The organism is Streptomyces sp. 4N124 (genome assembly GCF_052245395.1).
In the GTDB taxonomy this organism is placed as follows: Bacteria; Actinomycetota; Actinomycetes; order Streptomycetales; family Streptomycetaceae; genus Streptomyces.
On sequence record NZ_JBQQBS010000033.1, the window covers coordinates 1 to 14,575 of the forward strand.

Annotated in this window: 17 protein-coding genes; 9 read left to right on the forward strand and 8 right to left on the reverse strand. The window is 70.6% G+C overall.

Translation table 11 applies throughout. The features are described 5' to 3' along the window. Together ACTWQO_RS28870 and ACTWQO_RS28875 are read left to right on the forward strand one after the other, a co-directional pair. On the forward strand, nucleotides 1-1,281 hold a 1,281-nt coding region (locus tag ACTWQO_RS28870), incomplete at its 5' end, for an APC family permease (protein ID WP_443240288.1). Nucleotides 1,282-1,292: 11 nt separating this feature from the next. After that, nucleotides 1,293-2,252, forward strand: coding sequence for a hypothetical protein (locus ACTWQO_RS28875; protein WP_443240289.1), 960 nt, complete (start codon nucleotides 1,293-1,295; stop codon nucleotides 2,250-2,252). 22 nt (nucleotides 2,253-2,274) lie between these two features. On the opposite strand, the gene ACTWQO_RS28880 is transcribed toward ACTWQO_RS28875, so the two are convergent. Beyond that, the gene (locus ACTWQO_RS28880) at nucleotides 2,275-3,159 is read right to left on the reverse strand and encodes a Gfo/Idh/MocA family protein (protein WP_443240290.1); all 885 of its coding nucleotides are present in this window, start codon (nucleotides 3,157-3,159) and stop codon (nucleotides 2,275-2,277) included. A gap of 214 nt (nucleotides 3,160-3,373) precedes the next feature. Between ACTWQO_RS28880 and ACTWQO_RS28885 the strand changes: the two genes are divergently transcribed. Then, entirely contained in the window at nucleotides 3,374-4,231 is an 858-nt protein-coding gene (locus ACTWQO_RS28885) for an aldo/keto reductase (protein WP_443240291.1), read from the forward strand. 188 nt (nucleotides 4,232-4,419) lie between these two features. Continuing rightward, nucleotides 4,420-5,238, forward strand: a complete 819-nt coding sequence (locus ACTWQO_RS28890; protein ID WP_443240292.1) for an SAM-dependent methyltransferase — start codon at nucleotides 4,420-4,422, stop codon at nucleotides 5,236-5,238. Between the two features lie 36 nt (nucleotides 5,239-5,274). On the opposite strand, the gene ACTWQO_RS28895 is transcribed toward ACTWQO_RS28890, so the two are convergent. Beyond that, the gene (locus tag ACTWQO_RS28895) at nucleotides 5,275-6,195 is read right to left on the reverse strand and encodes a helix-turn-helix domain-containing protein (RefSeq protein ID WP_443240293.1); all 921 of its coding nucleotides are present in this window, start codon (nucleotides 6,193-6,195) and stop codon (nucleotides 5,275-5,277) included. 94 nt (nucleotides 6,196-6,289) lie between these two features. Next, on the reverse strand, nucleotides 6,290-6,520 hold the full coding sequence (locus ACTWQO_RS28900; RefSeq protein ID WP_443240294.1) for a DUF397 domain-containing protein: 231 nt from the start codon (nucleotides 6,518-6,520) through the stop codon (nucleotides 6,290-6,292). A gap of 280 nt (nucleotides 6,521-6,800) precedes the next feature. Between ACTWQO_RS28900 and ACTWQO_RS28905 the strand changes: the two genes are divergently transcribed. Both ACTWQO_RS28905 and ACTWQO_RS28910 read left to right on the forward strand, forming a co-directional pair. Continuing rightward, on the forward strand, nucleotides 6,801-7,259 hold the full coding sequence (locus ACTWQO_RS28905; protein WP_443240383.1) for a hypothetical protein: 459 nt from the start codon (nucleotides 6,801-6,803) through the stop codon (nucleotides 7,257-7,259). A gap of 124 nt (nucleotides 7,260-7,383) precedes the next feature. Further along, the gene (locus tag ACTWQO_RS28910) at nucleotides 7,384-9,153 is read left to right on the forward strand and encodes an ABC transporter ATP-binding protein (RefSeq protein WP_443240295.1); all 1,770 of its coding nucleotides are present in this window, start codon (nucleotides 7,384-7,386) and stop codon (nucleotides 9,151-9,153) included. Nucleotides 9,154-9,165: 12 nt separating this feature from the next. On the opposite strand, the gene ACTWQO_RS28915 is transcribed toward ACTWQO_RS28910, so the two are convergent. Beyond that, entirely contained in the window at nucleotides 9,166-9,522 is a 357-nt protein-coding gene (locus ACTWQO_RS28915) for a hypothetical protein (RefSeq protein WP_443240296.1), read from the reverse strand. 197 nt (nucleotides 9,523-9,719) lie between these two features. Beyond that, nucleotides 9,720-10,685 (reverse strand): GlxA family transcriptional regulator, encoded by a 966-nt coding sequence (locus ACTWQO_RS28920; protein ID WP_443240297.1) that lies wholly within the window; start codon nucleotides 10,683-10,685, stop codon nucleotides 9,720-9,722. Nucleotides 10,686-10,862: 177 nt separating this feature from the next. On the opposite strand from ACTWQO_RS28920, the gene ACTWQO_RS28925 reads away from it, so the two are divergent. Then, the gene (locus ACTWQO_RS28925; protein ID WP_328349990.1) at nucleotides 10,863-11,333 is read left to right on the forward strand and encodes a hypothetical protein; all 471 of its coding nucleotides are present in this window, start codon (nucleotides 10,863-10,865) and stop codon (nucleotides 11,331-11,333) included. 101 nt (nucleotides 11,334-11,434) lie between these two features. Beyond that, nucleotides 11,435-11,653, forward strand: a complete 219-nt coding sequence (locus tag ACTWQO_RS28930; protein ID WP_301986549.1) for a hypothetical protein — start codon at nucleotides 11,435-11,437, stop codon at nucleotides 11,651-11,653. Between the two features lie 18 nt (nucleotides 11,654-11,671). On the opposite strand, the gene tgmB is transcribed toward ACTWQO_RS28930, so the two are convergent. From tgmB to ACTWQO_RS28945, 3 genes are all read right to left on the reverse strand, one after another. Continuing rightward, nucleotides 11,672-12,655, reverse strand: coding sequence for an ATP-grasp ribosomal peptide maturase (gene tgmB, locus ACTWQO_RS28935; RefSeq protein WP_443240298.1), 984 nt, complete (start codon nucleotides 12,653-12,655; stop codon nucleotides 11,672-11,674). A 16-nt stretch (nucleotides 12,656-12,671) separates the two neighbouring features. After that, nucleotides 12,672-12,863, reverse strand: coding sequence for a putative ATP-grasp-modified RiPP (gene tgmA, locus ACTWQO_RS28940; protein ID WP_443240299.1), 192 nt, complete (start codon nucleotides 12,861-12,863; stop codon nucleotides 12,672-12,674). A 177-nt stretch (nucleotides 12,864-13,040) separates the two neighbouring features. Then, a complete protein-coding gene (locus ACTWQO_RS28945; RefSeq protein WP_443240300.1) occupies nucleotides 13,041-13,337 on the reverse strand; it encodes a DUF1232 domain-containing protein in 297 nt (98 codons plus the stop codon). A 199-nt stretch (nucleotides 13,338-13,536) separates the two neighbouring features. Between ACTWQO_RS28945 and ACTWQO_RS28950 the strand changes: the two genes are divergently transcribed. Continuing rightward, nucleotides 13,537-14,568, forward strand: coding sequence for a hypothetical protein (locus ACTWQO_RS28950; RefSeq protein WP_443240301.1), 1,032 nt, complete (start codon nucleotides 13,537-13,539; stop codon nucleotides 14,566-14,568). Nucleotides 14,569-14,575: the final 7 nt, after the last annotated feature.

Consider the following 14,575-nt stretch of genomic DNA (forward strand, 5'->3'; position numbering starts at 1 on the left):
GCATTCAGCTATCTCGGCCGGATCGATGTGAACGCGGGCGCCAGCTACTCCTGGGTGGGACGGACGCTGCATCCCTTTCTCGGATTCATCAGCGGCTGGGCGCTGGTGATCTCGGCGACCATCTTCATGGTGGCCGGTTCGCTGCCCGCCGGGTCGTTGACGCTGGCGCTCTTCGACGAGCAACTCGCCGACGACACCCTGCTGTCCACGCTGGTCGGCGCGGCCTGGTTCCTGCTCATGCTGTTCGTGGTCCTCGGCGGAGCCCGGCTCACCGTTCGCGCGCAGTTGGTCATGTCCGGCGTCGAACTCGTCATCCTGGCGCTCTTCGTGGTGCTCGCCGTCCTTCACTCCGGCCACGCGCAAGCCTTCGACTGGTCGTGGCTCGGCTTCAGCCATTTCGACGGCGTGTCGGGATTCGCGTCGGGCGCGCTGATCGCCGCGTTCTACTACTGGGGCTGGGACGTCACCAGCAACCTCAGCGAGGAGACCCGCAACAGCCGTCGTACGACGGGAATCGCCGGGCTCATCGGGGTCGGCATCGTCTTCCTGCTCTTCGAGGCGTTCACCATCGCGGTGAACGTCCTGCTGTCCACGCGGCAGATCGAGGCCAACGACTCCAACGTCCTTGCCGTGCTGGGCGAGGAGATCTGGCCCGGCTGGGGCGGCAAGCTGCTGATCGTGGCGGTGATGCTGTCCACCATCGCCACGTTGGAGACGACACTGATCCAGGTGACGCGTTCGCTGTTCGCGATGGGCCGCGACCGCACGCTGCCGTCCGCGCTGGGCCGGGTGCACCGCACCTGGAACACGCCGTGGGTGGCGATCGCGGTGGTGGGCGCGGTGGCGCTGCTGATGATCATCGCCTCGAACGCGCTCGGCACGGTCGGTGACATCCTCGGCCACGCCATCTCGGCGATCGGTCTGCAGATCGCCGTCTACTACGGTCTCGCAGGGATCGCCGTGGTCGTCGCCTACCGCAAGATGCTGCTGAAGTCCCCGGCGAACTTCCTCCTCGGCGGAGTGTGGCCGCTGTTCGGCGCGCTCTTCATGTTCTGGATCTTCATCGAGTCGCTGGGCGAGCTGAGCACTCCGGCGATCGTGATCGGCATCGGCGGACTCGCCGTCGGGCTGATCCCGATGCTCTGGTACTGGCGGCAGGGCAGCGACTACTACCACCCCGCGAAACTCGACGCCAGCCGTACCGTCACCGTGGACTACGTGCCAGACAGCCGCGCGGACGAGCCCGCGCGTGTCCACGAGGGTCTCCCCACCGACTTCTGAGAGAGATCCCGATGGCGCGAGACCACTTCACCCTCGACTTCGACCCCGACTGCGGGGACGCGCCGCTGACCGCCGCCCGCCAGGACATCGTCATCGGCCGCTGGCAGGGCGTCCGGGATCTGCTGCGGACCACCGGCGCCGACTGGCTGGTGCGCGGCCACCGCGTGCGCGCGCTCGCACAGGCGTGCGCGAGCAGTTCCACGGTCGAGTCGTGGCTGGCCGCCGAGCCGCGCGGCGCCGACGCACTGGTGCTGCGGGCGGCGACGGAGACCACCCGGGCGTTCAACCTGGCCATCGCGGCGGGCCGGGGCGTGCCGATCGACCAGCGCCGCACCGACGCCGCGGTGACCGCGTGCCTGCACGCCGCCGAGGCGTACCCGGAGGACCCCACTCCGTGGATCTCCCTGATCTCCGTCGCCCGGCTGTACCCGTCGGGCGTACGGCGGCAGGAGCTGGCCCGCTGGTGGGACGAACTGCACCGGCGGGACCCGTACAGCGTGGAGGGCCACCTCCAGGTGCTGCACTACTACTCCTCCCGCTGGCACGGCACGCACGGCCTCATGTACGACTTCGCCCGCGACGCGGCCGGCGCGGCACCGCACGGTTGCGCGTTGCCGGTGCTGGTGCAGTACGCCCGCGTCGAGGAGTTCCGCTACGCCCTCGACGCCGCGAAGGGCCGGCACGCCGCCGTGATGCTCAGCCAGCACTGGAACCACGACGGCGCCGTCAGCGACGTACGCCGCACCTGGCAGCGCTGGATCATGGGCCGCGCCCACAGCGCCGTCGCCCCCGGCGAACTCCGCGACCTCCACTACCTCGCACACGCGGCCTGCCTCGCCGGCCTCCCGGACCTAGCCACCCCACTGCTGCAACTGCTCGACCGACGCGCCACCCGCACGCCCTGGTCCTACACCGGGGACCCCGAACAGCAGATCCTCAAGTGGCGGGCAGAGCTGGGCCTGCGCCCGTGACATCGAACTCCGTGGCGCACACCTAGCCCGCATCGCCGTGCAACATCGTCTCCGCCGCCGCCAGGATCTCCGTGACCCGCAGGGCGAACCCGGCGTCGCACGCATGCGGCTGACCCGTGCGGGCGGCGGTCCGCAGCGCATCGGCGGCTCGCATCAGCGCGGCCACCGCTCCCTCCGCGCCCTCCGGCAGCAGCGTCACTCCGGCCTCGCCCCGCAGCTCGACCTCGGCCCCGCCCGCCGCGGGCGGGGCCGTGAGGCTCAGCGTCAGCGTGCTCGACGCGCCGCCGGCGTGCCCGAGGACGAGATACGCGGTGTCCCCGGGACCGGGCGCCACGGCCGCCACACGTCGTACGTCGCCCAGCACCGGCAGCAGGACGGACAGGGCGTGCGGGCCGACGTCCCACAGCGCGCCCTTCTCCCGCCGCCACGGCGTGGCGAACGGGCTGTCGTCGGTGAACACCGAACCCAGCCACTGGGCCCGTGCCGTGAACCAGCCCCCTCGCTCCGCCTGTTCGGTGATCCACGCCTCCGTACGGGTCTGGAACCGGGTGGTGAAGAAGACCACCGAGGCGACACCGGCCTCCCGCGCGGCCTCGACTACCGCCCGCCCCTCTTCGACCGTCAGCGCGAGGGGCTTGTCCAGCAGCAGATGGCACCCGGCCCGTGCGGCCCGCGCGGCGAGCCCCGCCTGGACGTCCGGAGGCAGGGCGACCGCGACGGCGTCCACGTCGGCGAGCAGGGCGTCGACATCGTCGTACGCCCGCGTCCCGTGGCGTTCGGCCAGTTCCTTGGCGGCCTCCGGACGACGGCCCCACACGCCGGCGAAGTCCAGGTCGGGGTGCTCGCTCAGGGCGGGTGCGTGAGCCATCTGTGCCCAGGGGCCGGTGCCGAGCAGTCCTATGCGCATGCCGTCGCCTTTCCGCGATGCCGAGCCGGGTGCCGGGTGAGCCTCGCACATGGTCCCGGCCATGGAGCAACCCGGTCGACGCAAAGACGCACGGGAGCGCGGATTGAGTCGCTCGCGTGCTGAATGCGTTCTCTTTCTTCTATTGGACTACTGGCGGCAGGCCAGCGAGGCTAAGGGGTGATCCCCCACGACAGCCGAAAGAGGTCACTACCACATGCACACTCGCCGCATCGGTGACGTCGACGTCAGCGCGATAGGCCTGGGCGGTATGCCCATGTCGATCGAGGGGCGACCGGACGAGGCCCGGTCCCTCGCGACCATCCACGCCGCGCTCGACGCCGGCGTGACGCTGATCGACACGGCGGACGCCTACCACCTGCACGCCGACGAGGTCGGCCACAACGAGACGCTGATCGCCAAAGCCCTCGCCTCCCACGATCGGGGAGCGGACGTCCTGGTCGCCACCAAGGGCGGCCATCTGCGCCCCGGCGACGGCAGCTGGACCCTGGACGGCAGCCCCGAGCACATCAAGGCGGCCTGCGAGGCGTCCCTGCGCCGGCTCGGCGTGGAGGCCATCGGCCTCTACCAGTTCCACCGCCCCGACCCGCGCGTGCCCTACGCCGAGTCCGTCGGCGCGGTGCGTGACCTGCTGGACGACGGCAAGATCCGCCTGGCGGGGATCTCCAACGCCAACCCGGAGCAGATCAAGCAGGCGAACGAGATCCTCGGCGGACGCCTGGTCTCCGTGCAGAACCAGTTCTCCCCGGCCTTCCGCTCCAGTGAGCCGGAGCTGCGCCTGTGCGACGAACTCGGCATCGCGTTCCTGCCCTGGAGCCCGCTCGGCGGCATCACCCGATCCGGTGAACTCGGCTCCGTCCACGCGCCGTTCGCCCGCATCGCCGAGGCCCACGGCGTGAGCCCGCAGCGTGTCTGCCTGGCCTGGATGCTCACCAAGTCACCGGTCGTCGTACCGATCCCGGGCGCAAGCCGGCCGGAGACCATCCGCGACTCCTGCGAGGCCGCGAACCTGGTGCTCACCCCCGAGGAGATCGCCGAGCTGGACGCCACCTGAGCCGACACCGCCGGCAACTCCGCGGTTGTGACCGGGGCCGCTTCCGGCCCCGGTCACCGCGGTGTTCGCCAAGTCCTTCATCAGGAGGGCCGGTTCGCCGATGGGCTGGTCGCGCGGGTCGCCGGGTCCCTAGGATGTATCCCCAGTCAGGCCAGTCCAGTTGGCGCGGCAACGAGGCCGGGGGAACGATGCACACCGACAAGCAGCTGTCCACGTCGATCGACGCCGATGTGCCGACCGCAGCCCGGATGTACGACCACTACCTGGGCGGCAAGGACAACTACGCCGCCGACCGCGCGGCCTGCGAGGAACTCGACAAGGTCGTGCCCAGCACCCGTCGGCTCGCCATCAACAACCGGCGCTTCCTCCAGCGCGTCGTCCGAACGCTCGCCGAGGACTACGGAATCCGCCAGTTCCTCGACCACGGATCCGGCCTGCCCACCCAGGACAACGTGCACCAGGTCGCCCAACGCGTGCACCCCGACTCCCACGTGGTCTACGTCGACAACGACCCCATGGTGCTGGTCCACGGCCGGGCACTGCTGGAGCAGGACGAGCGCACCGCCGTCATCCACGCGGACATGCGCGAGACCGACGCGATCTTCGCGCACCCCGACACCCGGCGCCTGATCGACTTCTCCCAGCCGGTCGCCGTGCTCTTCAACTCGGTGATGCACTGCATCCCGGACAGCGACACGGACGGCCCCCTCGCCCTGGCCCGCCGCGTGGCCGGACGACTGGTGCCCGGCAGTTTCATGGTGATGTGCCAGCTGGTCAGCGAGGACCCCGAAGTGCGCGCCTTCGTCACGGACTTCATGGACAAGGCCACCCAGGGCCACTGGGGGCGTGTGCGGCAGGAGAAGGACGTCGCCGCACTCTTCGAAGGACTGGAGATCCTCGAACCGGGCCTCGTGGAGGTGTCCACCTGGCGGCCCGACTCCGAGGTGGCGCCCCGTCAGCTCACCCACGAATGGATCGAGTTCGGCGGCGTCGGCCGCCTCCCCTGAGGTCGAACAGGTCCTGGGCTGTCAGGTCCTGGACTGTCAGTCCTTGGAATACCGCTGCTCCATCGTCTCGCGCAACAGCTCCAGCGACGCGCGAGGCGTGAGCGCCTCGTCGGCCAGCCGGTCCAGGGCGAGCCGGTACTCCTCCGTCTCGTCCTGGTCCTCCAGGAAGTTGGCGCTCCTGATGTGCTCCAGATAGACGACGTCGGGCAGATCGAGACCGCCGAAGCGCAGATACGTGATCGGTATGGCCGGCGCCGACGCGTTCGTCACGTCCAGCGGCACGACCTGCACGGTCACGTTCGACCGCTGCGCCATCCCGACCAGATGTGCCAGCTGCTCGCGCATGACGTCCACGCTGCCCAGAACCCGCAGCAGCACCGATTCGTCGATCACCGCCCACAGTTGCGGAGCGTCCGCCCGCAGCAACAACTCCGTCCGCCGCGTGCGCAGTTCGACCCGGCGCCGGACCTCGGCGGTGGGCGCGGTGGGCAGACCCCGCCGCACCACGGCCTGGGTGTACTCCGGAGTCTGCAGCAGGCCCGGGACGTACTGGATCTCGAAGGTACGGATCGAGGCCGCCGCCTCCTGCAACCCCACCAGCCGGTCGAACCACTCGGGCATCAGACGCTTGTCGTAGCGCTGCCACCACCCCGGCTCACCGGCCCGGTGCAGCAGCTTCAGCAGCACCGACGCCTCGTAGTCGTCCGTGCCGTACAGCTCCAGCAGCGCGCGGACGTCGTTCTCCGCCGGGGGACGGCGGCCCTTGCCCGCCTCGATGCGCGAGAGCTTGGCGGGACTGAAGCCCAGGGCGCGTGCCGCCTGGTCCTGGGCGAGTCCGGCGTCCTCACGGAAGCCCGCCAACTGCACACCGACCAGCATTTTCAGGAGAGTCGGCGCGGGCTCGGGCCGGTCGAGATAGGGTTCGAGCAGGGAGATGCGATGCGACTCTGCTGACATCCTGACTCCCGCGGACCGGCATGAGGGTGACTCACCCTATCGCACCGGACGTGCTCCAGGCTGCCCGTCGCAGCAAGGGAGTTGACCTGTCCGGCTACAGCAGATGGTCGAACTCGCCGTCCTTCGCGCCGGCCAGGAAAGCCGCCAACTCGGCCGCCGTGTAGACCAGGGCGGGACCATCGGGATCGCGGGAGTTGCGCAGCGCGACACCTCCCTCGACCAGCGTGGCGATCTCGACGCAGTTGCCCTCGGCGTTGCTGTGTCGGCTCTTGATCCAGTGGGCGTCCAGCGAACTGGCCCGAACTCCGTTGTGTACTGGTGCCACCGCAGTCTCCTTGCTGTTCACGACCCACGCCCCTGCACAGGGGGCATCGCGACGGTCCTACCCGCTCCGGCCCTCTTCTCACGCAATTTCCCGTGCAATTGCACGCGGGCGCGTTCGCTGTGGATAATAGCTGCGGCGTCAACCCTGCATCTGGCGCCCAGTTCTGATGTCGCATCGGGGAGATGCCGTGTCATCACCTGCGGACCGACCACGCCACACGTCGAGCGAGGCAGCACAGCGCGACGTACAGCCGACGGGCGTGGCACGCACCACGCCCCTGATGGCGCTGGGGCGGGTTCAGTGGCGCGAGATCAAGGACTCCACCGGCTCCGCGGCGGCCATCCCGCTGCTGCTCAACAGCGTCGCGTGGGGTGACGCCGACACCGCCCGCTCCGCACTCGACGACCTGCGCACCCGTATCTGTCAGTACGGCTTCGTGGTGGAGCAGGCGACGGCAGCCACCGTGCCGTTCCTGTGGGAACTCGCCCAACTGCCCCATGTGACCTGCCGCGCGCAGATCATCCAGCTGCTCAGGAGCATCGCCGACGCCCGCCAGTGGGAGAGCACCGCGGCCGTCTACCCGAAACTGCTGCACCATCGCGAGAACCACGTGGTGTGGGAGCGCCGGGCGCGCCAGGCCGTGCGTGACCGGCGCGGTGAACTGCGGCGGCTGATGAACGACGAGGACACCGAGATCGCCCAGGCCACGACGGAACTGGCGCGGGCCATAGGGGCCTGATCGCAGCGGACCTCCACAGGCTGGTGTACGGCCGGTCGGCCGGGGAAGAAAGCGCCGGGGAGAAAGCGCTTGCTCCCCTTTGTCCGCCGCACCGTCACCGGCCACCGGGGAGGAAAAGCCGCCCATGGCTTCGTCGTTGGAGAGACCGCTCGACCATCGCTACCGGGGCGAACACCCGATCCGCACCCTCGCCTACCTGTTCCGCGCCGACCGCCACCGTCTGGCGGCGGCGGTCGGCGTCTTCACGGTCAAGCACAGCCCGGTCTGGCTGCTGCCCCTGATCACCGCGTCCATCATCGACACCGTGGTCCAGCACCAGCCGATCAGCCGACTCTGGACCAGCACCGGGATCATCCTCTTCATCCTGGCCGTCAACTATCCCCTGCACGTGCTGTACGTCCGGCTCCTGTACGGCAGCGTCCGCCGCATGGGCACCACGCTGCGCTCCGCCCTGTGCACCCGCATGCAGCAGTTGTCCATCGGCTACCACTCCCGGGTCAGTGCCGGAGTGCTCCAGGCCAAGGTTGTGCGCGACGTGGAGACGGTCGAGCAGATGGTGCAGCAGACCGCCGAGACCGGCCTCGGGGCGACCACCGTGCTCGTCGGCGGCCTCGTCATCATCGCCGTCCGCACACCCGAGTTCGTCCCGGTGTTCCTGGTGGTCGTGCCCGCCGCGGCGCTCGTCGTGGCCCGGCTCAGGGCCCGGCTGCGCACCCACAACGAGCACTTCCGGCACGAGGTCGAGACCCTGTCCTCCCGGGTCACCGAGATGACCCGCCTCATCCCCGTCACCCGGGCCCACGGCCTGGAGGGCAAGGCGCTGCGCCGCATGGACGGCACGCTGAGCCGACTGCTGACCTCCGGCATGCGCCTCGACCTCGTCAACGGCCGCTTCGGCTCACTGGCCTGGGTGGTCCTGAACGTGGTCGGCGTGCTCGTCCTCGCCGGCGCCGCGCTGGTGTCGTACTACGACGTCTGGGGCGTCACCCCCGGCGACGTCGTGATGCTCAGCGCCTTCCTGACGACGCTCACCAACTCCACGACAACGTTGGCAGGCCTCGCCCCGGTCATCACCAAGGGGCTCGAGTCCGTGCGCTCGGTCGGTGAGGTGCTCCAGGCTCCCGAACTCGAGGACAACGAGGGCAAGGGCGAACTGACGTCGCTGCGCGGGTCCGTCACCTTCGAGCACGTCGCGCATGCCTACGAGGACGGCGACCGGCCCGCCGTACAGGACTTCTCGCTCTCCGTCGCGCCGGGCGAGACCGTCGCGCTGGTCGGAGCGTCCGGCGCGGGCAAGTCCACCGTCCTCAACCTCGTCATCGGGTTCATCCGGCCGACCTCGGGCCGGCTGCTGCTCGACGGCACCGACATGAACACCCTCGACCTGCGCACCTACCGGCGCTTCGTCTCCGTGGTGCCGCAGGAGTCGATCCTGTTCGACGGCACCGTCCGGGAGAACGTCGCCTACGGCATGGACGAGGCCGACGAGGAGACGGTCCGCGCGGCGCTGCGCGACGCCAACGCGCTGGAGTTCGTCGACCGGCTGCCGCAGGGACTCGACACGGTGGTCGGCGAGCGCGGCGCCCGGCTTTCCGGCGGGCAGCGGCAGCGCCTCGCCATCGCCCGGGCGCTGATCAGGGACCCCAAGGTGCTCGTCCTCGACGAGGCCACCTCGGCGCTGGACACCCGGTCGGAGGCGCTGGTGCAGCAGGCGCTCGCCCGGCTGCTGCGCGGGCGCACCACGTTCGTGGTGGCGCACCGGCTATCCACCGTGCGGGGCGCGGACCGGATCGTGGTGATGCGGGACGGCCGGATCCGGGAGATCGGGACACACGAGGAACTGCTGCGCCGGGGCGGTGAGTACACCGCACTGCACACCGGGCAGGTCGCCTGACGCCGTGTCCGGTCAGGCGGCGCTGCTCCGCGGGATCCGGTGCGGGCAGGACGCGTCGTGGTCGGTGCCGCAACTCGTCCACCAGCGCTCGCAGCAGGCGGCGTACAGCTCCGAGCGGACGATCTCGTCGGCGGCCCCGTCGCCCCGCCCCTGCGTGGCGGCCGCCTGGGCGCGCAGCGCGGCGACGGTACGGCGCTCGTCGTGCAGGACCGTTTCCCGTACGACGGCGATGACCGGGACGAGACTGGCGGCCGTGAACAGCAGCGCCGCCCACACGAGACCGCAGAGGAGTTCGAGGACCGCCGTCCAGGCGAGTCCCGCGCTGGTGAGGACGTACAGCCCGCAGAGCAGGCGATGGGAGACGTGCATGGGCGAAGACCGTTCCTCCTGAGGGGAATGCCTCCTGCTCAACTGCCCGCGGCGGCGCGGGGAAGCGGGTGTTATCGGGCGGATCGTCCGTGACCGGGTGACTGTCGTGACGTTGGTCGGATTCGAGCGGCAATCGTCAGCAATGCGTCAAGTGTGAGCCGGGCAACGGAAGATGAGCGTCCGTGGGCGGGAGGACGTCAGGAACGCTTCATCGCCCCGGCCTTTCCGTGGAAGGCCGCCCGGTACGCCTGCGGGCTGGTGCCGACCACCCGGCGGAACCGCTCCCGGAACGCGGTCGCCGAGCCGAACCCCGCCAGCTGCGCGACCCGTTCGACCGGATGGTCGCTGTTCTCCAGCAGATACTGGGCGCGCCGCACCCGCGCCCGGAGCACCCACTGCAGGGGCGTGCTGCCCGTCTGCTCGCGGAAACGACGGCTGAAGGTGCGCTCGCTCATCCCGGAGCGCGCCGCCAGCGCGGACAGGGTGATCTCGTGGGCGAGGTTGTCCTCGATCCACTCCAGCAGCGGCTCCAGCGTCGAGCCGCGCGGCACGGGCGGGTGTTCGTGCACGATGAACTGGGCCTGGCCGCCCTCCCGTTCCAGCGGCATGACGGACAGCCGGGCGGCGTCCGCGGCGACGGCCGACCCCAGGTCCTGGCGGATCATGTGCAGGCACATGTCGAGTCCGGCTGCGGCGCCGGCTGAGGTGAGGATCTGGCCGTTGTCGACATACAGCACGTCCGGCTCCACCTTGATGTCCGGGAAGCGGTGGGCCAGCACATCGGCGGCCACCCAATGGGTGGTGGCGCGCTGCCCGTCCAGCAGCCCGGTCTCCGCCAGCACGAACGCGCCGACGCACACGGACGCGATCCGGGTACCTGCCTGCGCCGCCTGCCGCAGCGCCGCGACCACCCGGTCGGACGGGGGAGGCGCGCCCTGAGCGCAGCCCGGCACGATGACGGTGTCGGCCTCCGACAGTGCCTCCAGCCCCACGTCGACCTTCAGCGCGAAACCGTGCGTGCGCACCTCCGGGGACTCGGCGCAGAGCCGGACCCGATAGGGATGGCGGCCGTCGGGCAGCCGCGTCAGCCCGAACACCTGCAGGGGCGTCGCCATGTCGAACGGCACCACCTCGTGGAGGACCAGGATCGCCACACTGTGCATGAAGGCCACGATAGACGGATTCCCGCCACCCCGATTCACCGGCAGGCTCAAAGGAAAGGGCTGGTGTAGGGCTTGGCGAGAATCCGTTGAAAGCTGTCATTCCAGCCCCTGTGCGGTCGCCACGAAGATCCATAACGTGGACCGGGCCCGAGGCCCTTCGACCCTGGACGCCCTTCGATGACCAAGATCCTGCTGTCCCTGCACGTCCTCGCCGCGATCATCGCCGTCGGCCCCGTCACCGTCGCCGCCAGCATGTTCCCGCCGGCGGCCCGGCGCGCGCACGCCGACGGTGAAGGGCCCGATCCGGCGGCGGTGAGCACCGTCCGGATGCTGCACCGCATCTGCCGTGTGTACTCCGGGATCGGACTGGCGGTGCCGCTGCTGGGGTTCGCCACGGCTGCCGCGATGGGTGTGCTGGGCGACGGCTGGCTGATCACCTCCATCGCCCTGACCGCGGCGGCGGCGGGCGTTCTGGTCGCCTTCGTGCTGCCCCGCCAGGACGAGCTGCTCGGCGAACTCGGCGCGAGCCGGCCCGTGGAGCGCGCGCACACCGCCCAACTCGCCATGTTCACCGGCATCTTCAACCTGCTGTGGGCCACGGTCACCGTCCTCATGATCGTCCGGCCCGGTTCCACAACCGGCGCCTGAGGTCAAGCCTCCGGCGGAATTCACGTCGCCGTGTGCCGCTGCGCCTACACTCGACAGTCGTGCCCATGCGCATGGGCCATGACTGAAAGGCACGTTGACGGGTGTTCCAGGATTCCCCCATCTACGACCGGCTGGTCGCCGAGCGCGGCGACGTACCCTCCCAGGCCCGCACGGAGGCCGAACGCGTCAGCAGGGAACTGGAGTTCGCCATGCGGCCGCTGCAGTCCCACGGGCATGCGCCCGGCCTTGAGCAACGCCCGTCGCATCCGGGCGCGGGGTGGCAGCGCTCGGCCCTGCCGCCCGGCCCCCGGCCGCACTGACCGCCTGCCGTCCGCCCGTCAAGAGACCGCCCTGTTCGTGCCGTTGACCTGCGAGCGCCGTTCCGGACCCGGTTGCGCCAGCCACTCCGCGATGCTGCGGGCGATCGGCTGACCGGTGTCCACCTCGATGAAGCCGAACTGGCCCGACTGGTTGCACTCAAGGAACCACCAGGTGCCGTCTGCGTCCTCGGCGAAGTCGAAGGCGCCGTAGGCCAGTTCCGCCTCACGGAGGTAGAGGCGGACGGCGGCGGCGACGCGCGGCGGCACCTCGGCGGCCCGCCACGGGGAGTCGGAGGGGGTGAAGCGGACGTCCACCTGGTCGGGGTCGGTGTCCGCGGCCGTCGCCTTGCGGGCGGCGAGCATCCGGTCGCCGACGGCCGTGAGGCGGATGTCGGCCCGCTTGGCGATACGCCGTTGCAGCAGGGTCGGACCGAACGCGACAGCGGCGAAGTCCGTGCCGGGTGCCACCCTGCTGGTCGGCACCGCGCGCGGCGGGTCCTGCGGATGCGCCCCGGAGACCGGCTTGACGACCAGATCGGGGTAGCGCTCGGAGAACTCCCGGGCGGCCTGCGGAAACGTCGTGATCAGGGTCGCCGGCACGGGCAGGCCGCACCGCTGGGCCAGCCGGAGCTGCCACGGCTTGTGGCGGGCCCGGCGGGCCGCGTCCGGATGGTTCATCCAGCGCGCTTCCGAACCGCGGAGCATGCCGTACAGAGCCTGTGAGGCCTCCTCCGTCAGCCAGGAGGACGGCGCGGGGGCGCGCGTGGCCGCAGCCCCCGGCCGGCGCACCCAGATCGAGCGCACCGCCTCGATGCTCACCAGCCGCCCCCCGGCCGACAGATGGCCGCGGAACGCACCGTGCACATACTCCCCGGACAGCGCGACATCGCCGGTCACATCGGCGGGGTCGAGCCGGATCACCGGTACCCCGGACACGTTGAGGTGCACCACCACCAAGTCGGCTGTCACATCCGCTTCAGAGGTCAGGATCAGGACGGTCATCGTCGCCGGTCCGTGTTCAGTCGTCGAAGTGAGTCTTCGAGCCCGCGGTCGACGTCGTGGTCCCCAGTTCCCTCAGCAGAGCAAGGTCACGGGCGGCTATCCGCCCGTCCATGAGCACGTTCAACTGCAGTCCGGAGTCATAGATGTACGGAGTGGTGACTTCCAACTCTGCTGCCGGACGTGCGTAGTTGAGCGTGAATGGTTGCATCGTCTCTCCCTCGTCGGTGCTGTGCCGATCAGCTGCGGTCGGCTGGCGGCAAGGCATGGTCCGCCGACTTCCTTCGCTTTCCAGAGACTTATACGAATCGAACGAGTGAATGGTTTCCTTACGCTGCGTAATCACAGTCAGTTCCCGTTCTTGAGACGCGAAAAGACGTCCTCGGGTTCAGGCGGGACCATTCCGGCGGTCGGCGCGCGAAGCGCCGAGAGGCGCGCGCAGGGAGCGCAGGGCGAGGAGCAGTACGCCGATGTCGTCCAGGTACACCGGATCCGGCACCAGGTCGGTGGGCAGCACGAAGTAGAGCAGGGCACCCCAGAACACCCAGCGCGGTCCGGTCGGCAGTCCCGCCCGGCGCAGCGCGCGCCGGGCCCGGACCAGCCGCACCAGCAGTCCGACGGCCACGGTCAGCAGCGCCGCCGCCAGGACCGCCGCCACGACGATCCATTCAGTGGTCGAATCCACGGGACCTCCTCGGGCCGGGCTTCCTCTATGCGGATTGCCCGTTTGCGGTGCTTGTATCGCCTGCCGGGGGCAGGACAGTCATACCTGTGGCCCACCTGAGTGGCAGGGTGCCGCGCGTGCGCCTGGAATGGTCAGCGATACGTCGCGTGTCGCGTGTCGGGGGCGCGAGAGCAACCGCACTCTTCCCAGGGAGCCGACCATGACGACCAGTTCCGCATCGCCGGGTTCGAACGAACCTGTCATACCCGCCACCGGGGCGCGGCACGGCGACCCGCTCGGCGGCCTCGTGCAGGCCGCCGTCGCCGACCGGCCCCTGGAAGAGGTCGCCCACCTCATCACGCTGCTGGAGCAGTCACCGCAGTACGCGCAGGCCACGGTGGACGCGCTCCGCGCGGTGGGCGTGACCCGGTCCGTGGAGGACGTCACCCGGCTCGTCATCCTGCTGACCCGGCCGCCACGCGACGCCGGCTGCGCGGACGAGGCGATCCGCGCCGCGGCAGGGGCCCGCCCGGTGGAGGAGGTGACCCGGCTGATGGACCTGATGCACCGGGCGCCCCTGGAACCCCACTGCGGGCAGGAGGCGGTACGGGCGGTCGCGACCGGGCGTCCCGTCGAGGAACTCGTGGAGCTGATCGGGCGGCTGGCCGTCGCGCGCAGCGCGGAAACCGTCGACGAGCCGCCCGACTGGCCGCCGTTCGGCCATGGACCCGAGGGCGAACCGACCCCGGGCGCCGTCCCTCCGCCGCCCCCCGGTCGCCCGCCCTCGGTCAACAGGGCTCCCCGCTGGCCGAGTCGGCTCTCCGTCGCGGCCCTCGCCGTCTGCGGCCTGCTCTGGTTCCCGCCGCAACGCGACGGCTCCTCGCCGCAGGTGTACGGCTTGACGCTCGGGGTGTCGGCCCTGTGCCTGGTCCTGGCCCTGCTGCTGACCGTGCGGGCCGCGCTGCCCGTGCTGGCGGCGGCCGTCGTGGTCCCGGCGGCGCTGGCCGCGACCCAGGTCTTCGAGGCCTGGCTGGACTCCGCCGACCTGTCCCAGGCACTGGATCTCACCCTCGCACCGAACTGGGCCACCGGCCTGATCGCCGTATGCGCGGCACTGGCAACGCTGATCGCCCTGCTGGTGAGCCTGGCGGCCCAGTCACCCGGCGCGGACTCGGTGGCACGACTGATGGCGGAGGCCCAGCGCACGGCCGACACGCCCCGTACGGCGCAGGCGCACCGTACGGGCGACTGACGACCTC